A 25110-nucleotide genomic window follows, 5' to 3' on the forward strand; every position below is an offset into this window, starting at 1 on the left:
TCGCCTACGCGGCACGCGCTTTCTTCGATCCTGATCGCCTGATTCAGGCCGATACGCGCCACAGCTACGGCGAAGAGCGCTATCAGCTGTTGGGAAAGATCGAACAGCGTCTTTTCGTCGTGGTCTATACGCCACGAGATGACGTTCTGCGCATTATTTCCGCACGCAAGGCAAACCAACGAGAGGTCCGACACTATGAAGACAGTACGCGTGACGATTGACCCCGCGGTCCCCACCTCGCTGGAGCTCGGCCGGATTGACACCGCTCGCGTTGACGCGACATCGGATGAAGAGATCGCCACCCAGCAAGCTGCCGATGAAACGCAAGCCTTGCTTGATGCCGCGAAGTTCGCCCGTCGGGTTCGCCGGCGCCTGGGATTGAGCCAGGCAGAGTTTTCAGAGCGGATCGATGTGCCGCTCGACACCATTCGCAACTGGGAACAGGGTAAGCGCAGCCCGACTGGCGCAGCGAAGGCGCTGCTCAAGGTTCTGGACAAGGCGCCCGAAGCCGCGTTGGCAGCACTCCGCTGACTCGCCAGATCGGGGCACGGTCCCTTTTACTGGTCGATCAATCGCGGCCGCCCTCGATCGCTTCACGAAGACTGCCGCCCAGCGTACGCCCTTGGCGCATCTCCCGCAGGCGCGCAAAGACGCCGGCGACCTGCGCCTGCTGGGTGAGGGCAGCCACAGGAGACTCTACCGCCGCAACGATCCGGACAACAGGCAGACCACGCCGGATGATGGTGACCTCCTCGCCCAGTTCAACTTCGACGAGCAGTTTGGAGAACTGGGCCTTGGCCTTGCCGACGGGAACGGTTTTCATCGCGGGGATACTGACGGAGTCGGTTAGCCACCAGATTATAGGTTGGAAGCAGACCCCGGCTCCCATACTGAACTAAGGACTTTTCGATCGCCGTACCGACAGCGTTTCGGACGCCCCGGTCCTTACCCGGTCCCAACAGAGGGAAAGCCCGCGCCAGGACTGGCTTCACGAACTCGGACGGGCGTTCTCCCCCAACGGGAAACGCCTCGCATCGGACCGGAGAATGCCCGGTCCCACCCCGATCCATCGCACGTCCAATCAGGGCATGCGCAGGCTCATCGGACATCTCAGCAATCAGAAAAAAACAATACCGGACAATCACTTATGAAAGGGGCGGTGAATCCGGCATGGAGATAGAGCCAATGCCCGACGCGTCCCGGGCGCGCCCTCTTGCATGACACCTAGAACGACGCCCAAGCGCCGCGATGCTCGGTCCGGAGCGAGGTTTTCGGGCTCTTAATCCGTAGGTCGAGTGTTCGAGCCACTCACAACCCACCAGATTCAGAAAAGGCCAGTCCTCCGGGACTGGCCTTTTTGTTTTTGTGCTCGCATCACGCCCGACGGCATCCTGCCGCCAATCCAGGCGCGATCACTTCACCAATGGACGAATCCGCGTGAAGCCGGCGTCCATCGCCCATACCTGCCCCGTCACCCGCGCTGCGTGCTCCGACAGCAGCCAGCCCATCAGTTGCGCCAATTCCTCCGCCGATCCGATGCCTGGCAGCGGATATTGCCGCGCGGCCGCATCCCGCCCGGCGGCGCTGCCGAGGATGGCTGAGGTGGCGGGCGTGTCCATGATGCCCGGCGCCACGCCATTCACCCGGATGCCCGCTGCCGCGTGACTCGCCGCGGCACCGCGGACAAGCCCCTCCACCCCCGCCTTGGCCGCCGCCACCGCTTCGTGATTGGGCGTGCCGATCTGCGCCGCGGCTGACGACACCAGCACTGCCGAACCCGGGCTGCGCGCTTCGCGCAGGGCGCCGATGAAGCCACCCAGGGTGTGAAAGGCGCTCACCAGATTGGCGCGCAGGCAGTCGTCGAAATCCGCTTCGGACATCCGATGCACCGAACCCAGCCGGATGTTGCCGACGCAGTGGGCCAGCGCAGTGGGGAGCAGGCCCGCCGCAGCAGCCCGCTCGAAAATCTGCCGCACCCCGGCAACGGTGCTGCAGTCGGCCTCGATCTGCAGGTGCCGGTCGCCAAAGGCTGCGGCCAGCCGAGCGGCATCGCGGCTCACGACAATCAGCCGCCAGCCATCGGCAGCCAGCCCGGCGGCCACTGCCCGCCCCAACCCACCGGCGGCACCGGTGACAAGTGCAATCCTGTCCATGACAACTCCCTCGGCACGTGGCCGCTCGTAATCGGCTTTGAACGGCTCCTGATGCGCTGTATTATGGGGCACCCTCCTTTTTTGTCTAGGACAAAAATTGAAATCAAACCCAAAAGTCGCCGTCATCGGTGCAGGTATTGCCGGTTTGTCCTGCGCAACATCCCTCAAGGCAGCGGGTATCGACCTCACCCTCCTCGACAAGAGCCGCGGCTCCGCAGGGCGGATGAGCACCCGCCGCGGCGACGACTGGCAGTGCGACCACGGCGCCCAGTACTTCACCGCCCGCGATCCAGCCTTCCGTGCCGAAGTCGCCCGCTGGCAGCACGCGGGTGTCGCCGATCTGTGGCGCGCCCGCATTGCCGTACTAGGCGAAGCCGGCGAGCACGGCGCCGACTTCGCCCTCGAACGCTTCGTCGGCGTGCCGCGCATGACCGCCCCCGCCCGCTTTCTGGCCGACGCGCTGCCCCTCACGGCGCAGACCACCGTCACCGAGATCCGCCCCAGCCCCGACGGCTGGTGGCTCGTTTCGGCAGAGCACGGCCTGCACCCCACGCGCTTCGACGCGGTGCTGCTGGCGGTACCTGCCCCCCAGGCCGTGCCCCTGCTGCGCTCGCCCGCGCCGGGCCTGGCGAACCTCTCCGCCCGCGCCAACATGCGCGGCAGCTGGGCGCTGATGCTGCGCTATGACGCCCCCGTCGCGCTTCCCTTCGACGCCGCCTTCGTGAACAGCGGCCCGCTGCGCTGGATCGCCCGCGACAGCAGCAAGCCCGGCCGCCCCAGCGGCGAGACATGGCTGCTCCACGCCACCGCCGAATGGAGCGAGGCCCACATCGAGGCCACGCCCGAAGCCGTCGCCGACGCCCTGCTCCGCGCCTTCGCCGAGCTGGGCGCACCGCCGCCCGAGGCCTGGACCGCCCACCGCTGGCGCTACGCCGACACCGAGCCGCCCCTCGACGCCTGCCATGTGTGGGACGTGGACCGCCGCATCGGCCTGTGCGGCGACTGGCTGAACGGCGGCAAGGTGGAAGGCGCGTGGCTCAGCGGCCGCAGCCTCGCCCAGGACGTCCTGCAGCACTTCGCCAGCCCCTGACCGGCCGCGCCCATGGACTACAGCGTCGTCTGGTTCAAGCGCGACCTGCGGCTCCACGACCACGCAGCGCTCTCCGCCGCCGCGCTGCGGGGCCCGGTGCTGTGCCTGTACGTGGTCGAGCCCTCCCTGTGGGCCGAGCCCGACGCCGCCCGCCAGCACTACGCCTTCATCCTCGAAAGCCTGCGCGACCTGTACCGGGCGCTGCGGGAGCGAGGTGGCTGCATCCACCTCGTCACCGGTGAAATGCCCGAGGTGCTGGGCCGCCTCCACGCCGAGGCGCCTTTCGGCGCGCTGTATTCCCACGAGGAGACCGGCAACGGCCTCACCTACCGGCGCGACATCGCGGTGGCCCGCTGGTGCCGTGACCACGGCGTGCGCTGGCAGGAATTTCCCCAGTTCGGCGTGGTGCGCCGCCTCGCCGACCGGGACACCTGGCAGGCCCGCTGGGAAGCCTTCGTCGGCCAACCCTGCCTGCCCGAGCCACCTCAACTGCGCTTCGCGCCGCTGCCCTGGCCCGACACCCCGCCACCCACCGCCACCGCGCTGGGCCTCGGTGACGACGATCCGCCGGGACGCCAGCGGGGCGGTCGTACAGCCGGCCTCGCGGTGCTGGACGACTTCCTCACCGAGCGCAGCCGGCAGTACCGGGGCGGCATCTCGTCGCCTCTTTCGGCCCCCACCGCCTGCTCGCGCCTGTCGCCCTACCTCGCCTTTGGCTGCCTCAGCCTGCGCGAGATCGTCCACGCCACCCGCCAGGCCGTCGCCAGCCTGCCCGCCGGCGCCCAGCGCAACGGCCTCACCGCCTTCATCAGCCGGCTCTACTGGCACTGCCACTTCATCCAGAAGCTCGAGAGCGAGCCGGCGCTGGAATTCCGCAACCTTCACCGGGGCTACGACGGGCTGCGCGAGGCCGACTGGAACCCGGCCCACTTCGCCGCCCTCACCGCCGGACGCACCGGCTGGCCGCTGGTGGACGCCTGCGTCGCCATGCTGCGCGAGACCGGCTGGATCAACTTCCGGATGCGCGCGATGCTCGTCTCGGTGGCGGCCTACCCGCTGTGGCTGCACTGGCGGCCGGTCGGGCTGTGGCTGGCGCGGCAGTTCCTCGACTACGAGCCGGGCATCCACTGGAGCCAGATGCAGATGCAGTCCGGCACCACCGGCATCAACCTGCCGCGCATCTACAACCCCATCAAACAGGCCCGCGACCACGACCCGAAAGGCCACTTCGTGCGCCGCTGGCTGCCCGCCCTGCGCAAGGTGCCGGACAGCTGGCTGTTCGAGCCCTGGCGCATGCCCGCCGCGGTGCAAGCCGCCCACGGCCTGGCCCCCGGCGACATTCCCGAGCCCTGTGTGGATCTGGACGCTGCCACCCGCAGCGCCAAGGCCCGCCTGTTCGCCCTGCGCGCCCAGCCAGAGGTGCGCGCCGCCAAGGCCGCCATCGTCGCCCGCCACGGCTCGCGCAAGCGCGCACCCAACGGCAGCCCCCGCGCCCGGCAAGCCGCCGACAAGGCCCAACTGAAACTGGATCTGTGATGGCCCACGCCAAACCCACCCTGCCCACCAAGACCTGCCCCTGCTGCGGCCGCCCCTTCGCGTGGCGCAAGAAGTGGGCGCGGGTGTGGGACGAAGTGAAGTATTGCTCCGAGCGCTGCCGCCGCACGCGGCCGACCAAAGCCACGCCATGAACACCGTCATCCACTGGTTCCGCGCCGACCTGCGGCTTGCCGACAACCCGGCCCTCACCCGCGCCGCCCACGCCGCCGACCGGCTCATCCCCGTCTTCATCCACCCGCCAGCCCAGCGCACCGCGTGGGGTTTCGAGCGCGTCGGGCCCCATCGCCGGCATTTCCTCGCCACCGCCCTCGCCGATCTGGATGCGCAGCTAAGGGCCGCCGGCAGCGGGCTGGTCGAACTGCACGGCGACCCGGTCGAACGCCTTGCCGATCTCGTCAGCCACACCGGCGCCACGGGCATCGTCTGCGAGGTGATTCCGGCGCCCGAGGAGGAAACCCAGATCGCAGCCCTGCGCGCCGCCGGCATCACCGTCGAGACCCACTGGCAATCCACGCTGCTCGATCCTTCCACGCTGCCGTTCGACGCCGCCAACCTGCCGGATGTCTTCACCGCCTTCCGCCAGAACGTCGAAGGCGCCGGCATCCGGCCACCGGCGCCGATCCCTGCGCCGACACGCCTGCCGCCGCTGCCGGACGGCCTTTTCCCGGGCGCCAACCGGATGCCCGCTCCACCCCCGCCCGCCGACCCGCGCTCGGCCTTCCCCTACGCCCTGCCCGCCTTCCACGGCGGCGCCAGCGCCGGGCGCGCCCACCTCGCCCAATATCTGGCCCGCGGCCTTCCCCACAGCTACAAGACCACCCGCAACCGCCTCGCCGGCATCGACGACTCCAGCAAGTTCTCGCCGTGGCTCGCCCTCGGCGCCCTGTCGGCGCGGCAGATCCACGCCGGCCTCAAGGATTTCGAGGCCCGCCGCGGCGCCAGCGACGGCACGTACTGGCTGTGGTTCGAGCTGCTGTGGCGCGACCACTTCCGCCTGCTCCACCGCAAGCACGGCCGACACCTGTATCGCGCCGGCGGCCTGACCGGCAGCGCACCGCCGACCCACGACTACGCCGCCTTCGCCCGCTGGCAAACCGGCAACACCGGCCACCCGCTGATCGACGCCGGGATGCGCGAGCTCGCCGCCACCGGCTACCTCTCCAACCGCATGCGCCAGATCGTCGCCAGCTACCTCATCCACGACCTCGCCTGCGACTGGCGGGCTGGCGCCGCGTGGTTCGAGGCCCAGCTGGTGGATTTCGACGTGTGCAGCAACCAGGGCAACTGGCTGTACATCACCGGCCGAGGCACCGACCCGCGCGGCGGACGCCGCTTCAACCCCGACAAGCAGGCCGCCGAGCACGACCCGGACGGCGCCTACCAGGCCTGCTGGAGCACCCCATGACCACCCTGCGCCTGATCCTCGGCGACCAGCTCAACCCGCTCCACAGCTGGTTCGCCGAGCCCCGCCCGGACGTGATCCACGTGCTGATGGAGATCCGCCAGGAGACCGACTACGTCCTCCACCATGCCCAGAAGATCCTCGCCATCTTCGCGGCGATGCGCGACTTCGCCCGGCAGCTGGACGGGGCCGGCCATCGCGTCGAATACCTCGCCATCGACGACCCGGCCAACCAGCAGTCGCTCACCGCCAACCTGGACGCCCTGATCGCCCGCCACGGCATCACCCGCGTCGAATACCAGGCGCCGGACGAATGGCGGCTCGACCGGCAGCTCGCGGCGTGGGTGCGGCAGTTGACGATCCCCGCCACGATGGTCGGCAGCGAGCACTTCTACACCGCCAGGCTGGACGCCGCGCGGCTCTTCGAGGGCCGCAAGCAGTGGCTGATGGAACACTTCTACCGCTCCATGCGCACCCGCCACGCTGTGCTGATGGCCGGCGGCAAGCCCTTGGGCGGGCGCTGGAACTTCGACCACGACAACCGCAAGCCGTGGCCCGGCCTGCCCCGCGAGCCGGCCGATCCGCGCGTGCGCCACGACCACTCGGCCCTGTGGCAGCGCATCGAGGCGGCGGGCGTGAAGCACTTCGGCAACCCGGCGGCGGATCGCCTCGGGTGGCCGCTCAACCGTGGCGAGGCGCTGGCCCAGCTGGAGGATTTCGTCGCCGAGGCGCTGCCCCACTTCGGCGATTTTCAAGACGCCCTGAGCAGCCGAGCGTGGCGCCTGTTCCACTCGCTGCTGTCCTTCGCCCTCAACACCAAGATGCTTGGCCCGCGGGAGGTCGTCCAGCGGGTCGAGGCGGCCCACGCCGAGGGCAAGGTGCCGCTGGCGGCGGCCGAGGGTTTCATCCGCCAGATCATCGGCTGGCGCGAATACGTGCGCGGCGTGTATTGGGCGCACATGCCCGGCTACGTGGACCACAACGTGTTCAGCCACCACGCGCCGCTGCCGACGTGGTTCTGGACGGGGCAGACGAAGATGCGCTGCCTTGCCCACAGCATCGGCCAGTCGCTGGAGCACGCCTATGCCCACCACATCCAGCGCCTGATGGTGATCGGCAACTTCGCGCTCCTCGCCGGGCTCGCCCCGGCCGAGGTGCATCGCTGGTACCTGGGCATCTACATCGACGCCTTCGAGTGGGTCGAGCTGCCCAACACCCTGGGCATGAGCCAGTTTGCCGACGGCGGCCTGCTGGCCACCAAGCCCTACGTGTCGAGCGCCGCCTACATCGACCGCATGGGCGACTACTGCAAGGGCTGCGCTTACAAGGCCAAGGCCCGCACGGGCGACGACGCCTGCCCGTTCAACGCCCTGTACTGGGATTTCTTCGACCGCAACCGCGAGCGGCTGGGCGCCAACCACCGGCTGGGGATGGTCTATCGCCAGCTGGAACGCTTCGACGAGCCCGCCCGCACGGCGATCCGCCAGCGGGCGGAGGCCTTGCGGGCCGATCTGGATGCCCTGTAATGGGTCAGGCTGGCGTGGCAGCGCAGCGACGGCGGTAGTCGCTGGGGGATTCGCCGTGCCAGCGGCGGAAGGCGCGGGTGAAGGCGCTCTGCTCTGAAAAGCCGAGCAGGAAGGTGATCTCGGTGAGGCTGCGCTGGGGGTTCTCCAGGTAGCGCCGGGCCAGCGCCTCGCGGGTCTCGTCCACCAGCCGCTTGTAGGTGATGCCATGCTCCGCCAGCCGGCGCTGCAGGGTGCGGCGGCTGAGGCCGACGGCTTCGGCGAGGCCCCGCTCGGTGGGCTCGCCGGAGGTGAGATGTTCGAGCAGGTGGGCCTTGCAGCGGGTGACGAGGTCGTCCCGGGTGAGCTCGGCCAGCTGCCCGGTGAGGATCTGGTCGAAGGTGGCCGCCATGTCCCGGTAGGCGGTAGGCAGGCGCCGGTCGGCATCGACGTTGGCGAGGAGGAAGCTGTCTTCCGGAGCGCCGAAATCGACGCGGCAGCCGAAGAACGTGTCCCAGGCCTCGCGCCTCGCGGGGAGCGCCCGACGCAGACGCACCTGCAGCGGGGTGAAGGTGTCGCCGAAGTTGGTGCGGCACATGTCGATGATGATCGACAGCGAGAAGTCGGTCATGAACGGCCCGATCGCCTTGTCGCCACGCCCGTGGTCGTACACGAAGCGCAGGCCCTCGGGCGATTCCTGCACCGTGTAGCGGAAGCGCTCGCCGAGGATGCGGGCGTAGCGCTCCAGGCGCTTGAGCCCGGTGCGCAGGGTGCTGCTCGAGAGCCAGGCGTAGCCCATCGTGCCCAGGTTGGAGGGATGCCAGCAGCGCGCCGCATGCAGGGCGAAGGCCGGGTCGGACAGCCTCGGGCAGGCGCGCTCGAAGACGATGTCGGCGATGCGGCTCGGAAAACGTTTGCCGGGCTCCGCCAGCTGCTCCGCCGAAATGCCGAGCCCGGCCAGCAGCTCGGCCGGATCGAGCCCTTCCCGCTCGAACATCCGGATCATCATCAGCCACACCGTGGCCAGCGAACTGGTCGTTGCCATGCGTCCTCGCCCCAATTTTCTTGTGGCGCAGATCGTCAATCGAAAGGCGCGGATCGTCAAGCCCGTAACGGGCTGTTTTCATACGCTTGCAGGTAAGGCGTCACGCTTTCCGCACACGCCGGACCCCGCGAGCAATCGCGCCTGCAATCCTGACGATGGAGCCAGCATGTCGAACCACAAGTTCGCCGTCGATCCCATCACCGGTTTCCTCAACCGGGGTGGGAGCCTGTCCCTCGCCCGTCGGGTCATTGGCGCAGTCAACGCAAAGGACCAGCCGCTGGCCTTGCTGTGGCTGGATCTCGACCGTTTTCACAAAGTCAATGCCTCGTTCGGGCATCGCGGCGGAGACCGCATCATTGCCCATGTCGCCACCCTCATCCGGGGGCTCGTGCCGCAGACGGCCCACTGCATGCGGATGGGGAGCGACGAATTCGTGATCCTCCTGCCGGGCACCAGCCTGGGCGAGGCCCGGGCCCTCGGGCAGCAGCTCGCCCAGGCCCTCGAACAGCCGCTCGAACTGGACGGGATGATGATCCACCCCACCGCCAGCATCGGGCTCGCCCAGCACGCCGCCGGCGAGCGCCTGCACGCCTTCTTCGAGCGCGCCGACCGGGCGATGCTCGACGCCAAGCGCCAGGGCGGCAACCGGCTGGTGGTGTCGGGCAGCGAGACCTTCCGCGGCCGCCACGGCGTGCAGCTGGCCCGCGAGGAGCTGGCGGTGGAATCCGACCTGCATCTGGCGCTGGAGACCGGCGGGCTGTCCCTCGACTTCCAGCCGGTGCTCACCTTCGACGGCCGCATCGAAGCCGTCGAGGGGCTGATGCGCTGCCGGGTGCACGATCGCCTGCTGGCACCGGGGCGCTTCATTCCGGTGGCCGAGAAGACCGGCCTGATCGTGCGCCTGGGCGAATGGAGCCTGCTCCAGGGCACCCGCTTCGCCGCCCGCCTGTGCCACGCCGGGCTGCCCACCAAGGTGGCGATCAACGTGTCCCGGGCCCAGCTCACCTCGCCGACCTTCCTGCCGGCGCTGCACGGGGCGCTGATCTGCGCCAACGTCGATCCGGCCCTGATCGAGCTGGAGCTGACCGAATCGCTGGTGATGGACGAATCCGAGATCGTCCAGCAGAACCTCCGCCGCGCCCGGGAAACCGGGGTCGGGCTGGCCATCGACGACTTCGGCACGGGCTACTCGAGCCTGTCGTGCCTGAAGGACCTGCCGGCCACCAAGCTCAAGCTCGACCGCTCCTTCGTGCAGGTACTGCCCGACGACCGGCGCGCCTACGCGGTGGTGCGTGCCATGTCGCGGCTGGCCCGGGAGCTGGGCATGGTGATGGTGGCCGAAGGGGTCGAGACGCCGGAGCAGCTCGCCGCGCTCCACGACGCCGAGGTGGACGCCATCCAGGGCTTCATCTGGGCCCGGCCGATGAACGAAGAAGCCTTGCTGGGCTGGCTTGAGCAAAGGAACACGCCATGACGAACCAACCGAAACCTGCCCATCCGGTGGTCGACGCACTGCTGGAGCGCTCGATCCGCGACATCGACATCCCGCCGCGGCCGCAGATCATCGACCGGATCCGCCACGAGATGCACCGGGACGAGCCCGACATGTTCATGGTCGGCCGGCTCATCAGCCGCGACGTGAGCCTCGCCGCCGGCCTCATCAAGACCGCCAACTCGCCCTACTTCGGCTTCTCGCTGCGGGTGCGCTCGGTGAACGAGGCGCTGATGATGCTGGGCCTCGACGCCGCCAGCCGGGCCATCGCGGCGATCAGCCTGCACAAGGCCTTTCCGAACAGCGCCCATTACGAGCGCTTCTGGCACACCTCGGCCGAGATCGCCGCGCTGTCGGGCTGGCTCGCCCAGCACCTCGCGGTGCCCTGCGTGCGCGCCGACGACGCCTACACCTTCGGGCTGTTCCGGGATTGCGGGATCGTGATCCTGCTGCGCCGCTTCGGCACCTATCGGGACATCCTGATGCGGGCCAACCGCGACAGCGAGCGGCTGTTCACCGCCCACGAGCTTGACGCCCTGCCCACCCACCACGCGGTGGTCGGCAGCCTGCTGGCCCAGAACTGGTGGCTGCCCGAGATCATCTCCCAGGCGATCCGCAGCCACCACGACCCGGAGATGCTCGACCGCTTCGACTCCGGCCTGCCGCTCGCGTCCCGGCGCCTCGTCGCCATCGCCCAGACCGCCGAGCGGCTGGTTCAGCTGGCCACCGGCGGCAGCCAGACCCGCGAATGGGACAAGCTCGGCCCTTCGTGCCTGCGCCTGCTCGACCTGGACGAGGAGGCCCTGGCCGGACTGGTCGAGCCGGCCGCGGCGCTCCTCAAGCGCATCGACTGAAGGCTGGCCCGGCCGGCGCGGATCAGGCCTTGGTGCGCAGGGTCTGGTCGGCCAGGGCCTTCATCTGATCGGCGACCAGCTTCTGCAGCCGCTCGTCGGTCAGGTTTCCGTCCCCATCGAAGGCGCCCGCAAAGGCGTTGGCGAAGACTTCCGGCTTGTTGAGGGGATGCAGGTCGAGGAACACGCACACCTGGCGCAGGTGATACTGGGCGCGGGAAGTGCCCATCCCGCCGCCGGCGCCCATGATCGCCGCCGGCTTGCCGGCCAGGAGCGCGTTATCCGGCTCGCGGGAAGCCCAGTCGAGGATGTTCTTGAGGGCCGGGGCCATCGAGTAGTTGTACTCGGTGGAGGCCAGCACCAGCGCGTCGGCCTGGGCCAGCTGCGCCAGCACGCGCTCGACGGCCGCCGGCTTGGCGGTGAGGTCGGCGTTGTAGAAGGGCACATCCGACAGATCGGCAAACTCCATGCTCACCCCGGACGGCAGGCTGGCCTGGGCCGCGCGCAGCAGTCCCTTGTTGGTGGACTTCTGGCGCAGGCTGCCGGCAATACCCAGAAACTTGAGCGACATGATCGATTACCCCTTGATGTGCGTTGAACGGGCGGCATCTGCCGCAGTCCAGAGTCGGACATAGCGGCAACATTACCGGTTCCCGGCAAGACGGCCCAACGTGGGTGCCGCTGGCCGTGCTATCATGTCGATCTGAATCGTGCATTCGTATTGTCGTCCGCGCGTCTTGCGCAGGCGGTGCTCTCACCCCATCGAATTCACATCCGCAACGGCCTGCCCTCCGCCGGTCCGATGCTTTCAGCTGGCGCGCCAGCCTCGCTGTCCACCACGCCAATCACCTGCGCCCGCGATATTTCTCGCAGGCAACTCGTGCCGATCGCCCACCCGGTGGCCGGCACCCGCCCTCCCCGGCCCCAACCGGGCCAGGCGAAACCCGGGCCCATCCACCCTTTTCCGGATGCGCGGCCCGCCACAAGGAGCCCGAACATGGCCAAAGAAGAACTCATCGAAATGCACGGCAAGGTCACCGAAGTCCTGCCGGACGGTCGCTACCGCGTCACCCTCGACAACGAACACCTGCTGATCGCCTACGCCGGCGGCAAGCTCAAGAAGAACCACATCCGCATCATCGCCGGTGACGAAGTCACCCTCGAAATGTCGCCCTACGACCTCTCCAAGGGCCGCATCACCTTCCGTCACCTGCCCCCGCGCAGCGGCGGAGCTCCGGCTCCCTCCCGGCGCTACTGAACACCCTGAAGCCGGCCGGGCACCCACGAAGCCTCAACAATCGTGAAAAACGGCCGGATTTCAGGCAATCATGCGTCGGACATCCTTGCGGGGGGCCGCCGCTCTTGATACTATCCGCCCCGCTTTTCAAGGGTTGTCGCACTTCAGGCCGTCAGGCCGCGGTGTGAGCCACCAACCCGACGGCGCCGCATTCTGCAGCGCACGTGCAGTGCTCATGTAGCTCAGTGGTAGAGCACTCCCTTGGTAAGGGAGAGGTCGGCAGTTCAATCCTGCCCATGAGCACCACACACCCCCTTGCCTGTCCTCCGTTTTTTCGCCCTCCGGACGCACCCGCCGCCATGATGACGTCACGCCTGCCTGCGCCTTTTTGCGTCATCGAGGGCCCGCGACGCATCCCGACATCCACCACGCGCGCGACTTGATGCACACTGAGGCCTGCACAGACCTGCGTACCTCGGCATGACGCAGACACGGCGAGGATTCGGCCCACTCCCATGATTTCCCGGCTCTTACCCCAGCGATCGGCCAGGCCGTTGCAGTTCGTCCGTGCCGCGATCATCGGCGTCACGTTGCTGGCGCTGGGCATCATCTGGTACGACACGCTCACGTCCACCGGGCAGAACGAACGGGAAGCCAACGACCGGTTGCGCGCCCAGGCGCTGATCCAGGCCCGAGCCGCCGGCGCAACGGTGCAGGCGGGCATCGAGCGCTTCGACTTCGCCCTCCGGACAGCCCGCATCGCCTCCCTCGACAGCCCCGCCGCGATGGCCCTGCAGGGCCGGCTGATCACCGAGACGATGCCGCCGGGGCTGGTGCTCCAGCAGTTCCGCATCGACGCCGAGGGCTATCTGGCCTACTCGTCCCTCGGCCCGTCGCCGCGCAATTTTCTGGGCGACCGGGATTACTTCCGCCAGCTCTCCACCGAACAGGAAGACCGGCTGGTGGTCTCGCCGCCCGTGCTGGGCCGCCTGACCGGCAAGTGGAGCATCCAGGTGGCACGTGCCATCCGCCGGGACGGCCACTTCGACGGCGTGGTGTCCATCGCCGTCTCGCCCGAAGCCTGGGCCGAACAGCTCGCCCGCTTCGAGAGCGGCCCCCGCGACACCCTGACCCTGCTCTCCGCCCAGGGCCACGTCCTGCTGCGCAGCCTCGACCCCACTGCCCACTACGGCAAGCAGGCGCCTCAGCAACGGGAGTACATCACCCGCCCCAGCCTCAAGGAAGGCCACTACGTCGCCCACGCCTCGGTGGATGGCGTCCTGCGCCACTACGCCTGGACCCGCCTGCCCTCTGGGCTGGTGATGATGAGCGGCATCGCCCTCGACGATGCCCTCGCCCCGGTGCGCGCCCAGAACACCTGGGCGATCCAGCAGGCGGGCATCTTCAGCGGGCTGCTGCTCCTCGTGATCGGCGCGCTGCTGGTCGCCCTCAAGCGCTACGAGCGGGCGGTGGCCGCCCTCGCCGACCGGGAAGAGCACCTGTCCGAAGTGCTCGACTACATGGCTGAAGGCATCGTCATCGTCGATACCGGGAACCGCATCGTCGACATCAACCCGGCGTTCAGCGCCATCACCGGCTTCGGCGTGGACGAGCTGCGTGGCCAGCACATCTCGACGCTTCCCGCCGGCCGGGTGGGTGGCAAGAGCCTGGGCGAGCTGTTCGGCCCCGCCGACCTGCACCACCAGCGCGGCGATTTCGAGGGGCGCCGGCGCGACGGCGAGGCCTACACCGGCCACGCGGTGATCTCGGCCGTGCTGGCCGCCGACGGCAGCGTGGTACACCGGGTGGCCCTGGTGGCCGACGTGACCGAACTGCGCCGCCGTGACGGCGAGATCTGGCACCAGGCCAACTTCGACCGCCTCACCGGCCTGCCCAACCGCTCGCTGATCTCCGACCGACTCGAGAGCATGGTGCATCACGCCCGCCGCCATCAGTGCGAGGTGGTGGTGCTGTTCATCGACCTGGACCGCTTCAAGCCGGTGAACGACCGCTTCGGCCACGACGTGGGCGATCTGCTGCTACAGCAGGTGGCCCAGCGCCTCCAGCGGCTGTTCCGAGAAGAGGACACCGTGGCACGCCTGGGCGGCGACGAGTTCGTGGTGGCGATGCCCAGCGACGCAGGCCAGGCCGCCATCGAACCCACCGCCGCCAAGGTTGTCGAGGCGCTGTCGCAGCCCTTCGAGGTGGATGGGCACGTGCTGCGCATCGCCTGCAGCGTGGGCGTGGCCCGCTTCCCCAACGACGGCGACACCGCCGAGCGCCTGCTGATCGCCGCCGATCACGCCATGTACCGGGCCAAGAACGCCGGCCGGGCGCGCTGGAGCGCCTGAGCGCCGCTAATCCGGCCCGTCGTCGCGGCCCACGAAACCGCGGCTGATGTTCCGCAACCAGCCGATCTGGCTTCGGAAGGCCCGGCAGCCGCGGCAGAAGATCAGGTGCAGGCGCAGGCTGAGGCGTTCGCCCGGGCCCAGCGGCCGGTCGAGGCCGGCCGACATCAGATGGGTTGCCTTCTTGCAGGTCAGCATGATGCGGGCTCCGCACCGAACCAGCCGTTGGTGAGGCATTGCCTCAACCCGGCCCGGGCCCGGTGAAGGATGACGTGGCAGTGGCTCGTCGTGAGGGAAAGGGTTGCGCAGATCTCGTCGGTTTCGAGCCCGAGGAATTCGCGCATCATGAACACCCGCGCCGTGCGGGCGGGCAGCACTTCGAGGCAGGTTTCGAACACCAGCCAGAACTGACGCTGCTCCAGCGCCGCGTGGGGGTCGGCCCAGGGCCGCGGGCGGGTGTCCGGGCGCCAGTGCTCGCTGGCGTTGAAGAGCCCGTCGAGGGTCTCGTCCAGTTCTTCCTCATCCCGCTCCAGGCTCGAAATCTGCACCGTGCGCCCGCGCTCCCGCAGGCTGTCGATGATCTTGTGGCGCAGGATGGTGAACAGCCAGGTCTTGAGGGCCGAGCGCCCGGCAAAGCGGTCGATCCCCGCCAACGCCGCCTCGATGGCCTCCTGCACCACGTCCTCCCCCGCCGCGTCGTCGTGCAGCTGCAGGCGCGCAAACTTGATCATCTGCGGGCGGAAATCGGCGATCAGCTCGGCGGCACTCACCGATGCGCCCCCAGGATCACCCCGGCATCGGCCAGCGCGGCGAGGTTGTGCGCGCCAAAGGCCACGAAGGCCGGGTCGGCCGCGCGGCCTAGCTCGGCGGCCAGGGTCTCGATGGCCGCCCGCCCTCGGGTGACGCCGTCGCACAGGGCGAGCAGACGCGCCGAGGCCGGGCTGAGCTCGATGAAACGCACCACCTCGCTCCCATCCCGATACACCACGATGCACACCGGCGCCGGCTTGCGCGGGCGAAAATCCGGCCCGATGCGCTGCACCGGCCAGGCAAAGGCCAGCGACAGCGCCGCGGGGTTGGGCTGGGGAAAGTCGTCCAGCAGGCTGGCGCCCGCCTCCACGGGCGGCAGCGCCACGTCCATCAGATCGACCGCCAGCTCGGCCCACTCGTAGCGGGCGAGATCCGCCAGCCAGCGGGGCAGCCCGGCAGGCGGAGCAGACTCGAGATAATCGACGAAGGCCCGCGGGATGTCGCGGAACCACGCGCTATGGCACGGCCAGTCCCGGTAGAAGCTGCGGCACAGGCGTGTCCAGCGGGCTTCGCCTAGGCAGGTGCGGGCGACCGGAAAGCAGCGGTCCACAAAGCCCCGCAGGTTGTTGAAGAGCAGCGTCTCGTACACCGCCATCCGTGGTGCCGACACGCCGGGTGGGCACGGCACGCTGCGCCCGCCCCGCAGGCGCGCGCCGAAGGCCGACTGGAAAGCCTGCAGGCCGGTCATGCGGCCTCCGCCTGCCGGGCACGCTGCTGGAGGGCGGCGATGCGCGCCACTTCAACCCCGAGCTCGGCGAGCGGCGGGAAGTCGAAATCCCGCTCCAGGCAGGTGGGCAGCGGCCCCACGCAGCGGTAGGTGGCATCAAGCAGCGCCCACACGTCGCCGATCACCGGCGCGCCGTGGGTGTCGATCAGCAGGCCGTCGGCCTCCCGGTGATGGCCGGCGATGTGCAGGTAGCACACCCTATCCAGCGGCAGCGCATCGAGGAAGGCGAGCGGGTCGAAGCCGAAGTTGCGGGCGTTCACGAAGAGGTTGTTCACGTCCAGATGGAGCAGGCAGTCGGCCTCTTCGAGCACCGCCCGGATGAACTGCGCCTCGCTCATCTCGGCCCCCGGCGGGGTGAGGTAGCGGGACGCGTTCTCGATGCCGATGCGCGTGCCCAGCACGTCCTGGGCCTGGCGGATGCGCGCGGCCGTCCAGCGCACCGCCTCGGCGGTGAAGGGCAGCGGCAGCAGGTCGTACAGCTGGCCGGCGGCGTCGCTGCTCCACGACAGGTGCTCGGTGTACAGGCCGATGCCGTGGGTGCCCATGAAGGCGCGGATGCGCCTGAGCAGATCCACATCCAGCGGCAGCCCGCCGCCCAGCGACAGAGACAGCCCGTGGCAGACAAAGGGATGGCGCTCGGTGAAGGCGCGCAGCCGGCGGGCGGATTCGCCGCCGACGCCGGCCCAGTTTTCGGGCGCGAGCTCGAAGAAGGCGACCTCATCCGGCACGCCGGCTTCCAGCTCGGCGAGCAGCTCGCGCCGAAACCCCAGGCCGGCGCCCGCAGGCCAGGCGCCGGCCGGGGCGCTTATTTCTTGCTGGCGCCGCACGAGGCGTCGGCCTTCTTCTTGGCGGCACCGCAGCTGGCGTCGGATTTCTTGCCGCCACAGCTGCCGTCGGCCTTCTTGCCGGCCTTGCGCTCGGCGCCGCACTTGGCATCGGCCGCCTTGCCGTCCATGGGCTTGTCCATCATCTTGCCGTCCATCGGCTTGGTGTCGGCCTGGGCCAGCTGGTAGCCGCCCGCCAGGGGCGTGGCGGAGAAGGGGTTGTCGCCAGCCTGGGCAGCGGTGGCGCCAAGCAGCGCGGAAGTGGCCAGCACGGCGGTGATCGCGGACGTCTTTTTCATGGTGAATCTCCTGTCGGGGGTGGGGCTGCCTCGCACAACATGCACGGGCTGCCGTTTAGTCGCTGCGGCGCCCGGCTTTCTTACAGGGTAGGCGAAATATTTTTCAGCCGCGCGCCGAATCCGGCCGGCGCCACGCCAGCCCCGCCAGGGCCAGCGCCGCAAAGGCCGCGCCGCACAGGAAGGTGGCGCGGGAGCCAAAGGCATCCCACAGCCCGCCGGCCACCACGCTGGCGACCAGCAAGGCCAGCCCGCCAGCCAGGTTGAACACCCCGAAGGCGGTGCCGCGCAGTTCGGCCGGGGCGGCATCGGCCACCAGCGCCGCCAGCAGGCCCTGGGTCATGCCCATGTGCAGGCCCCACAGGGCGACGCCGAGGGCCAGCCCGGGCAGGCCGTCCACCAGCGCCAGGGCCAGATCGGCCGCCACCAGCATCGCAAAACCCAGGCCCAGCAGGCTGCCCCGATGCATCCGGTCGGCCAGGACGCCCACCGGGTAGGACGACAGGGAATACACCACGTTCATCACCACCAGCACCGCCGGAATCCAAGCCAACGCCACGCCCAGCTCCTGGGCCCGCAGCACCAGGAAGGCCTCGCTGAAGCGCGCCACGGTGAACACCGCCGAAATCCCCACCACCCACCAGTAGGCCGCCGGCAGCCGGGCCAGCTCGGCGCGGGACAGGGGCGCGCGCACGCGCTCCGCGCCCGGCCGGGGCACGTCGTGCACCGCCAAGCTGATCAGCGCGAAGGCCCCGAAGGCCGGCAGCACCGCCACCCAGAACACCAGCCGGATGTCGCCGCCGGTGAGCGCCATCAGCCCGATCGCCACCAGCGGCCCGAGAAAGGCCCCGGTGGTGTCGAGGGATTGGCGCAACCCGAAAGCCGCGCCCCGCAGCCCCGGCGGCGCCAGATCGGCGATCAGGGCGTCCCGCGGCGCACCGCGGATGCCCTTGCCGATGCGGTCCACAAAACGCGCCGCGACCACCCAGCCCACCGTGTCGGCCAGCGGAAACACCGGCTTGGTGAAGGCCGCCAGCCCGTAGCCGATGGCCGCCAGCAGCTTGCGCCGGCCCAGCCAGTCCGACAGCGCGCCGGAGAACACCTTGGTGATCGCCGCGGTGGCCTCGGCGATCCCCTCGATCACCCCCACCGCCAGCGTCGAGGCACCGAGCGCGCCCACCAGATAGACGGGCAGCAGCGCGTGGATCATCTCGGACGAGATGTCCATCAGCATCGACACCAGCCCCAGCGCCCAGATGCCCGCCGGCAGGCGGGGACGGACACCGGTTTGCGGGGAGGAGCCTGAAGGCGTCATGGGTGGCACTCCGGTGGGCTTGAAAATATTCTCGAGATTTTTTCGCCCACAAGGGCAAACGCGGCCGGCCCTCGGTTATCCTTGGCACCTCGCCCGCGCAGGGTCGAAGAATGACACGCCAGGAGAACACAGAAAATGACCGATCAACAGGGTTTGCCGTGGACCGACGCCTTCCTGCTCGGGTTCGAGGCCATGGACGACACGCACCGGGAGTTCGTCGAGGTCGTCGACCGGCTGCTGACCTGCCCCGATGACGATCTCGCCGCCGCGATGCGCGCCTTCATCGAACACGCCGAAGCCCATTTCGGGCAGGAGAAAGCGTGGATGGAAGAGACCGACTTCCCGCCCCGGGACTGCCACGTGGACGATCACAACGCGGTGATGGAATCGGCCTATCAGGTGGAAGACCTGGTGCGCTCCGGCGATGTGGAAGTGGGCCGCGAGTTTGCTGCCGAGCTGGCCCGCTGGTTTCCCAGCCACGCGGACTACCTGGATTCGGCGCTGGCCCAGTGGCTGGCCAAGAAGAAACTCGGCGGCGTGCCGGTCGTGTTGCGTCGCAACCTGCCGATCGACCGCTGACCCGGGCCCGGCTTACCGGGAGAGGGTTTCGTCCAGCTTCCGGTAAGCGCCGTCGCGGATCTCGGTGAAGAACGCCTTGCGCTGAGTGTCGCCATTGGCGTCGAAGACGATGCGCTGCTGCAGCCCCTGATAGGGCCCGTTGCGCAGCACCGCCGCCTTCACGCTCTCGCCGGCGGCGCGCCTGGAGAGGGCCTCGAACAGCACCATCGCCGCATCGTAGGCCGCCACCGCGCTGTAGCCCGGATTCTTCTGGAAGCGCTTGAAGTAGGCCTCGCGGAACTCGTTGAAGCGGGGCGAATCGTCGTCCCGGTCGTAGTTCTGGACGATCAGCAGCCCTTCCACGACCTTGCCGCCCAGCTCGATCAGCTGTTCGCTGGCGGCCCACTCCGAGGCTCCGATGGGCAGCGTCGGCGCCTGACGGCGGGCCTGCTGGGCAAGCCGCGCCACGTCGATGGCACCGGCCACGAAGAGCAGGCTGTCCGGGCCCTTCTTCAGCATCGCCCCGACCACCGCGCCGAAATCGGTATCCGGGCGCGATTCGTAGGCCACCTCGGCCACCACCTCGCCGCCCTGTTTGGCAAAGGCGGTGCGGAACTCATTGAGCCACGACAGGGTGAAGGAGCGGTTGCGCTCGTCGCAGGCCACTGCCACCTTGCGCTCGCCACGCAGGAACATCACGCGGGCGTAGTCCCGGGCGTTGTCCCGGGAGGCTCGGTTGATCCGCACCAGGTTGTCATTCTTGCCGACGAAATCCATCGAGGTGACGGTCGGGCTGATCGCCAGCGTATCGTTGCCAGCGAGCACCGGCACCACCACCTCGGCCATGCCACTGGTGAACGGGCCGATCACCGCCTCGACCTTTGCGGCGACCAGTTCGGATGCGGCTTTGGTCGCCGTCTCCCGGTTCTGGGCATCGTCCCGGACCACGAGCTCGATCTTGCGGCCCTGCACGCCGCCGGCCCGGTTGATCTGCTCGACCGCCAGCACCACCCCGTTGTAGCCCGACTGCCCCAAATCCGAGTTCTGGTCAGACAACCCGCCGATGAATCCGATGCTCAGCGGCGCCTCCGGCCCGCATCCCGACAGCAGCAAACCGACCGCTGCAACCAGCACACATTTCAGCAACGACATACCAACCTCTCTGCACTCGCGCACAAGCGCAAGGATACCCGCATACATTACATCAGAATATGCCTGTGGAAACACCGGTCATCCCGCAACGGCGTCCAGGGGCGGTGGCGGAAGCGAAAGCCCCGGCTCACACAAGCGCCAGGCCTGCCCCGCGCAACATCGCCAGAACCCTGGCGACAGACCCCATAAAGTTTTTTCAAATTTTTGCGATAATAACAAAATTATTATTTTTGACGAGTTTAAATCTCACGATGGGCCGTACGCCCCCCTCACTCAAGTCCGCCCAGGACGGGCCGTCTACAAGGGGTGCGCGCATCGGACGCCCGCGGGCTCGGCAACGCCACCCACCGCCGGCTGATTCCGCGTTGCGCACGCCCATCCAGACACCAAGCCTCATCGACCCAGGCCGCCGAACGGATCTACACAATGTCTCCCCGTTCCCTGCTCGCTAACCGTCAGCATCGCTGGCGTGCATCCCTGCGCCTGCGGCTCGTCGCCCTGGGGCTGGCGCCGCTGCTGATCGCCTTTCCGCTGATCCTCGCCACCCTGCTGCTGGTGGGGGACGCGCGCTTCACCGACCTCCTGGAGAGCAGCTCCCGCGGCAACCTCGCCAGCGCTCGCAACTACATGGACCAGGTGCGGGCACAAACGCTCCGGCACGTGGAAGAAGTGGTTCAGGTGGAGCGGATCGCCCACTTCCTGTCGGCCCACGGCGAGCATGTGACGCAGGACCCGATCCCCCTCCTCGACCAGTACCTCGCGTCCCGGGCCGAGGTTGCCCGGCTGGACTACCTGATCATCGCTTCCCCGGATGGCCGGGTGATCGCCTCCAGCACCGGCCTCGCGCCGGGCAGTCGTCTGCCGGGCAGCTTTGCGCTGCGCCAGGCGGCCGCCGGGGTCGCCACCGCCCGCTATACGCGCTTCGAGGCGGCCGAGCTTGGCGCCCTCTCGCCTGATCTGCCGGCCCGCGCACGGGTCGAGGTCACCGACCGCGAGGGTGCCCAAGCCGAGACCCGCGGCCTGATGATCGAAGCCGCCGCCCACCTGCCCCTCAGCAACAGCTACGCCGACGCGATCCTGGTGGGCGGGATGCTGCTCAACAACAACGTGCCGATGATCGACCGCATCCGCGATGTGGTCTTCCCGGTCGCCCTCAACGCCACCTCGAACGACGGCGTCACCACGTTCTTCCTCGACGATCTGCGCGTGGCCACCACCGCCGCCCTCGGCAGCGACATGCGCGCCATCGGCACCCATGCGCCGGAGGCCGTCCGCACCACGGTGCTGGAGGGCGAGAAAACCTGGGCCCAGCGCACGCTCATCGGCGACCAGTGGCACATTGCGGGCTACGAGGCGATCCACGACGGCGAGGGGCGCCACATCGGGATGCTCGGCACCGGTTTTCCCGAACAGCGCTATGCCCGGGAGCGCTGGCTGCTCACCGGCAGCATCGGCGGCCTGCTGGCCCTGGCGATGCTCGGGCTGTCGGTGTCCTTCCTGTACGGCGCCCGCAACATCACCCGCCGCCTGAGCGCGATCTCCGACACCATGACCGCGATCCACCAGGGCGAGCACAGCGCCCGCGTCCCCCGGGACGACGAAGTGGATGAGATCGCCCAGCTGGCGACCCACTTCAACAACCTGCTCGACTCCCTCGACTGCCAGCGGCTTGCCCACCAGCAGGCCCAGCGGGGCGTTGCCGAGGAGGCCTCGCGCCGCCGCGCCCTGTTCGAGATGGCCCGGGACGGCATGGTGGTGCTCAACGAAGACTGCAGCGTCTTCGAGGCCAACCTGCAGTTCGCGGCGATGCTCGGCTATCGCCCCGAAGAGCTCGCCCGCCTTCACGTGTGGGACTGGGAAGCCCGCTACTCCAAGAGCGAGCTGCTCCCGATGATCCGGAACGTGCGCGCCGACGGCGAAACCTTCGAGACCATCCAGAAACGCAAGGACGGCAGCGTCTATGTGGCCGAGGTGAAATCGAGCCGCGTCGAATGGGGCGGCAAGACCTACGTGATGTGCTCGGTGCGCGACATCACCGAGCGCCAGCAGATCGCCAGCGAACTCGAAGCCCACCGCCACCACCTCACCGACCTCGTCGAGCAGCGCACCCGCGAGCTCGCCGCCGCACGGGACGAGGCCGAAAGCGCCAACCGGGCAAAGAGCGCCTTCCTCGCCAACATGAGCCACGAGATCCGCACCCCGATGAACGCCATCATCGGGCTGTCGCACCTGCTCCAGCGGGAGATCCGCGAACCGGTTCAGCTCGACCGGGTCGAGAAGATCGGCTCCGCCGCCCAGCACCTGCTGCGCATCATCAACGACATCCTCGACCTGTCAAAGATCGAGGCCGACAAGATCACCCTCGAAGCCATCGACTTCCCCCTGCGCAACACCCTCGAGAAGGCCACCAACCTCATCCGCGAAAGCGCCATCCAGAAGCAGCTGCCGGTGGTGGTGGATATCGACCCCGAGCTGCCGGCGCTGCTGCGCGGCGACCCAGTGCGCATCGAGCAGATCCTCGTCAATTTCCTGTCCAACGCGGTGAAGTTCTCGAGCCATGGCGCAATCACCCTGCGCGCCATCCGCCTGCCCGGCACCGGCAGCGGCGTCGATCTGCGGCTGGAAGTCGAGGACCACGGCATCGGCCTCAGCGAAACCCAGCAGATTGCCGTCTTCCGCGCCTTCGAGCAGGCCGACAACTCCACCACCCGCAAGTACGGCGGCACCGGCCTCGGGCTGGCGATCAGCAAACGGCTGGCCGAGCTGATGGGCGGCGAGATCGGCGTGCGCAGCGCCGAGGGCGCCGGCAGCACCTTCTGGCTGCGCCTGCACCTCGAAGCCGGCCAGGCCATCCAGCGCAGCGAAGGCCCCGCCGACCCGCTGCCCGGCGAGTTCTCCGACCCCCTGCGCCGCCTGCGCGAGCACTACGCCGGCCGCCGCATCCTGCTGGCCGAGGACAACCCCCTCAACCAGGAGATCGCCTGCGAGCTGCTCAGCGACGCCGGCATCAACGTGGAGCTCGCCGAGGACGGCCAGCAGGCTGTGGACAAGGTGCGCGACAGCGGCAGCTTCGACCTGATCCTGATGGACCTCAGCATGCCCGTGATGGGCGGACTCGAAGCCACGGCCGCCATCCGCGCCCTGCCCGGCGGCGCCACCGTGCCCATCGTCGCGATGACCGCCAACGCCTTTGACGAAGATCGCAACCTGTGCCTCGCCGCCGGCATGAACGACCACGTGCCCAAGCCCGTCGACCCGGACGTGCTCTACCAGACCCTCCTGCGCTGGCTCCCCATCGGCGCGCTGGCGGGCCCCGCGCCGGCGCCACAAGCCGACACCCAGCCCAGCCTGGGCGACATCGACGGCCTCGACGTGGCGATCGGCCTGCGCACCATGCGCGGCCATGAAGAACGCTACCGGCGCATCCTCGGCGTGTTCGCCCGCTCCCACCGGGACGATGCCGCGACGCTGCGCCAGATGCTCACCGACGGTCGCCTGCCCGAGGCCGAACGGGCCGCCCACAGCCTCAAGGGCAGCGCCGGCTCGATCGGCGCCATGCGGGTGGCCAGCACCGCTGCCGCCCTCGAAAAGGCCATCCGCGACAAGGCCCCGGCCGACCAGCTGGAGGCTGGCATCACCACCCTCGCCACCGAGCTTGCCCAGCTCGTGCCGGCCATCGAGGCCACGCTGCAATCCGGCGCCCCGGCACCCGCCCCCCAGGCCAGGCCGGCCGATCTGCAGGAAGTGCGCCGCGTCGGCAGCGAACTGTCCCGCCTGCTGTCCGAAGACGACATGCAGTCCGCCACCCTGTGGCGCACCCACGGCAACCTGCTGGCCAGCCTGCAGCCGGACGCCGCCCGCCAGATCGGCGACGCCATCGAGAACTTCGAGTTCGAATCCGCCCACCAGATGCTGGACGAACTGATCGCCCACCACGTGCCCGAAGAGCACTGAGGCCCTCAGGCCGGCGGGACGGGTGCGTCAGATCGGGATGTCGAGGCTCGCCGCGGCTTCGGTCAGGCAGCTCAGGGCCAGGCCGAAATCAAACGAACGCACCGCCTCGGCGAGCACCGGAAAACGGTGCCCCAACCCCGCCCGCAGCATCGCCTCGTGGGCATCGAGGGTCTGGTTGGCGGAGAAGTCATCGTCGGCCAGCTCCCGCGCCAGACGCGCGCAGGCGGCCTGCAGCTCGTCCTGATCCACGGCCACCGGCGCCGGCAGGCGGCGCTCGCCGGGCAGCGCCGCCACGATGGCCGCCACCAGCGCAGTGAGCCGCCGGCTGATCTCGGCCGGCAGCGGCACCATCACCACCAGCCGCTCGCGCTTGCGCACGGCCAGCTCGAAACGGGCCACCAGCTCGCTCAGCCCGTAGGCGCCGATCTGCGCCGCCACGCCCTTCAGGGTGTGGGCCAGCCGCTCGGCGGAGAGCCAGTCCACATCCTGCAGCGCCGACGTCACATGGGCCGGGAAATCCCCCTGGCCGCTGACGAACTTGCCCAGCAGGGCGATATAGAGGGATTCCCGCCCGAGGGCGTTGCGCACCCCGGCCGGCACGTCCAGTTCGGTGATCGCCGCAAGCCGGGCGATCACCGCGCCGGTCCCGGTCGCCGGTGCTTCGGCTTCAGCCCGGGCGCCCGCCGCTGGCGCGGCCATGCCGCTGCGGGGCTTGATCCAGCGCAGCAGCGTGGCCCACAGCGTGGCCGGGACGATGGGCTTGGCCACGTGGTCCTGCATGCCGGCCGCGAGGCAGC

Annotated in this window: 25 protein-coding genes and 1 tRNA gene; 14 read left to right on the forward strand and 12 right to left on the reverse strand. The window is 69.1% G+C overall.

Going from position 1 to position 25110, the window contains the following annotated elements:
* The first annotated feature begins 41 nt into the window (after positions 1 to 41).
* Complete coding sequence (locus QQK25_RS23640; protein ID WP_368736554.1) at positions 42 to 221, forward strand: BrnT family toxin; 180 nt, start codon at positions 42 to 44, stop codon at positions 219 to 221.
* On the forward strand, positions 211 to 531 hold the full coding sequence (locus tag QQK25_RS09115; protein WP_284187633.1) for a helix-turn-helix domain-containing protein: 321 nt from the start codon (positions 211 to 213) through the stop codon (positions 529 to 531). Before QQK25_RS23640 ends, QQK25_RS09115 begins: the two co-directional genes overlap by 11 nt.
* 37 nt (positions 532 to 568) lie before the next feature.
* Here the strand turns inward: QQK25_RS09115 and QQK25_RS09120 are convergent, their stop codons facing one another.
* Positions 569 to 823 carry a type II toxin-antitoxin system Phd/YefM family antitoxin gene (locus tag QQK25_RS09120; RefSeq protein ID WP_284187634.1) on the reverse strand — a complete coding sequence of 85 codons (255 nt, stop codon included), beginning with the start codon at positions 821 to 823 and terminating at the stop codon, positions 569 to 571.
* Positions 824 to 1412: 589 nt separating this feature from the next.
* Positions 1413 to 2153, reverse strand: coding sequence for an SDR family NAD(P)-dependent oxidoreductase (locus QQK25_RS09125; protein WP_284187635.1), 741 nt, complete (start codon positions 2151 to 2153; stop codon positions 1413 to 1415).
* A 97-nt stretch (positions 2154 to 2250) separates the two neighbouring features.
* Between QQK25_RS09125 and QQK25_RS09130 the strand changes: the two genes are divergently transcribed.
* Genes QQK25_RS09130 through QQK25_RS09150 form a run of 5 tightly spaced genes read left to right on the forward strand, consistent with a single transcriptional unit; the run spans position 2251 to position 7728 of the window.
* Complete coding sequence (locus tag QQK25_RS09130) at positions 2251 to 3243, forward strand: NAD(P)/FAD-dependent oxidoreductase (protein WP_284187636.1); 993 nt, start codon at positions 2251 to 2253, stop codon at positions 3241 to 3243.
* A gap of 12 nt (positions 3244 to 3255) precedes the next feature.
* Entirely contained in the window at positions 3256 to 4779 is a 1524-nt protein-coding gene (locus QQK25_RS09135; RefSeq protein WP_284187637.1) for an FAD-binding domain-containing protein, read from the forward strand.
* Positions 4779 to 4931, forward strand: coding sequence for a DUF2256 domain-containing protein (locus tag QQK25_RS09140; RefSeq protein WP_284187638.1), 153 nt, complete (start codon positions 4779 to 4781; stop codon positions 4929 to 4931). The genes QQK25_RS09135 and QQK25_RS09140 overlap by 1 nt, the downstream gene beginning before the upstream one ends.
* Positions 4928 to 6205, forward strand: coding sequence for a DASH family cryptochrome (locus QQK25_RS09145; RefSeq protein ID WP_284187639.1), 1278 nt, complete (start codon positions 4928 to 4930; stop codon positions 6203 to 6205). The genes QQK25_RS09140 and QQK25_RS09145 overlap by 4 nt, the downstream gene beginning before the upstream one ends.
* A complete protein-coding gene (locus tag QQK25_RS09150) occupies positions 6202 to 7728 on the forward strand; it encodes a cryptochrome/photolyase family protein (RefSeq protein WP_284187640.1) in 1527 nt (508 codons plus the stop codon). Before QQK25_RS09145 ends, QQK25_RS09150 begins: the two co-directional genes overlap by 4 nt.
* 4 nt (positions 7729 to 7732) lie before the next feature.
* On the opposite strand, the gene QQK25_RS09155 is transcribed toward QQK25_RS09150, so the two are convergent.
* On the reverse strand, positions 7733 to 8749 hold the full coding sequence (locus QQK25_RS09155) for an AraC family transcriptional regulator (protein WP_284187641.1): 1017 nt from the start codon (positions 8747 to 8749) through the stop codon (positions 7733 to 7735).
* A 166-nt stretch (positions 8750 to 8915) separates the two neighbouring features.
* Between QQK25_RS09155 and QQK25_RS09160 the strand changes: the two genes are divergently transcribed.
* Entirely contained in the window at positions 8916 to 10223 is a 1308-nt protein-coding gene (locus QQK25_RS09160) for a putative bifunctional diguanylate cyclase/phosphodiesterase (RefSeq protein ID WP_284187642.1), read from the forward strand.
* Positions 10220 to 11095, forward strand: a complete 876-nt coding sequence (locus QQK25_RS09165; protein ID WP_284187643.1) for an HDOD domain-containing protein — start codon at positions 10220 to 10222, stop codon at positions 11093 to 11095. Before QQK25_RS09160 ends, QQK25_RS09165 begins: the two co-directional genes overlap by 4 nt.
* A 22-nt stretch (positions 11096 to 11117) precedes the next feature.
* On the opposite strand, the gene QQK25_RS09170 is transcribed toward QQK25_RS09165, so the two are convergent.
* Entirely contained in the window at positions 11118 to 11663 is a 546-nt protein-coding gene (locus QQK25_RS09170; RefSeq protein ID WP_284187644.1) for an NADPH-dependent FMN reductase, read from the reverse strand.
* A gap of 426 nt (positions 11664 to 12089) precedes the next feature.
* Here QQK25_RS09170 and infA point away from each other — a divergent pair, with 426 nt between their 5' ends.
* The 3 genes from infA to QQK25_RS09185 all read left to right on the forward strand — a co-directional run bounded on the left by infA (position 12090) and on the right by QQK25_RS09185 (position 14680).
* Complete coding sequence (gene infA, locus QQK25_RS09175) at positions 12090 to 12350, forward strand: translation initiation factor IF-1 (protein ID WP_153163123.1); 261 nt, start codon at positions 12090 to 12092, stop codon at positions 12348 to 12350.
* Positions 12351 to 12560: 210 nt separating this feature from the next.
* Positions 12561 to 12635, forward strand: a tRNA-Thr gene (locus tag QQK25_RS09180).
* 248 nt (positions 12636 to 12883) lie between these two features.
* Positions 12884 to 14680, forward strand: coding sequence for a bifunctional diguanylate cyclase/phosphodiesterase (locus tag QQK25_RS09185; RefSeq protein WP_284187645.1), 1797 nt, complete (start codon positions 12884 to 12886; stop codon positions 14678 to 14680).
* A gap of 6 nt (positions 14681 to 14686) precedes the next feature.
* Here QQK25_RS09185 and QQK25_RS09190 read toward each other — a convergent pair whose 3' ends face one another.
* From QQK25_RS09190 to QQK25_RS09215, 6 genes are all read right to left on the reverse strand, one after another.
* A complete protein-coding gene (locus tag QQK25_RS09190) occupies positions 14687 to 14875 on the reverse strand; it encodes a zf-HC2 domain-containing protein (RefSeq protein WP_284187646.1) in 189 nt (62 codons plus the stop codon).
* Positions 14869 to 15447, reverse strand: a complete 579-nt coding sequence (locus QQK25_RS09195; protein WP_284187647.1) for a sigma-70 family RNA polymerase sigma factor — start codon at positions 15445 to 15447, stop codon at positions 14869 to 14871. The genes QQK25_RS09190 and QQK25_RS09195 overlap by 7 nt, the downstream gene beginning before the upstream one ends.
* Positions 15444 to 16175 (reverse strand): HvfC family RiPP maturation protein, encoded by a 732-nt coding sequence (locus QQK25_RS09200; protein ID WP_284187648.1) that lies wholly within the window; start codon positions 16173 to 16175, stop codon positions 15444 to 15446. The genes QQK25_RS09195 and QQK25_RS09200 overlap by 4 nt, the downstream gene beginning before the upstream one ends.
* Positions 16172 to 17041: an HvfB family MNIO-type RiPP peptide maturase gene (locus QQK25_RS09205; protein WP_284187649.1), complete on the reverse strand. Its 870-nt coding sequence runs from the start codon at positions 17039 to 17041 to the stop codon at positions 16172 to 16174. Before QQK25_RS09205 ends, QQK25_RS09200 begins: the two co-directional genes overlap by 4 nt.
* Entirely contained in the window at positions 17020 to 17337 is a 318-nt protein-coding gene (locus tag QQK25_RS09210) for a hypothetical protein (RefSeq protein ID WP_284187650.1), read from the reverse strand. Before QQK25_RS09210 ends, QQK25_RS09205 begins: the two co-directional genes overlap by 22 nt.
* Before the next feature lie 103 nt (positions 17338 to 17440).
* Complete coding sequence (locus QQK25_RS09215; RefSeq protein WP_284187651.1) at positions 17441 to 18649, reverse strand: MFS transporter; 1209 nt, start codon at positions 18647 to 18649, stop codon at positions 17441 to 17443.
* 135 nt (positions 18650 to 18784) lie between these two features.
* On the opposite strand from QQK25_RS09215, the gene QQK25_RS09220 reads away from it, so the two are divergent.
* Positions 18785 to 19228, forward strand: coding sequence for a hemerythrin domain-containing protein (locus QQK25_RS09220; RefSeq protein WP_284187652.1), 444 nt, complete (start codon positions 18785 to 18787; stop codon positions 19226 to 19228).
* A gap of 12 nt (positions 19229 to 19240) precedes the next feature.
* Here the strand turns inward: QQK25_RS09220 and QQK25_RS09225 are convergent, their stop codons facing one another.
* A complete protein-coding gene (locus QQK25_RS09225; RefSeq protein WP_284187653.1) occupies positions 19241 to 20359 on the reverse strand; it encodes an ABC transporter substrate-binding protein in 1119 nt (372 codons plus the stop codon).
* 426 nt (positions 20360 to 20785) lie between these two features.
* Here QQK25_RS09225 and QQK25_RS09230 point away from each other — a divergent pair, with 426 nt between their 5' ends.
* Entirely contained in the window at positions 20786 to 24313 is a 3528-nt protein-coding gene (locus QQK25_RS09230) for an ATP-binding protein (protein ID WP_284187654.1), read from the forward strand.
* 27 nt (positions 24314 to 24340) lie between these two features.
* Here QQK25_RS09230 and QQK25_RS09235 read toward each other — a convergent pair.
* Positions 24341 to 25110 (reverse strand): Hpt domain-containing protein (locus QQK25_RS09235; protein WP_284187655.1); only part of this gene is annotated, 770 nt, incomplete at its 5' end.

The organism is Zoogloea oryzae, from assembly GCF_030161255.1.
GTDB lineage: Bacteria > Pseudomonadota > Gammaproteobacteria > Burkholderiales > Rhodocyclaceae > Zoogloea > Zoogloea oryzae.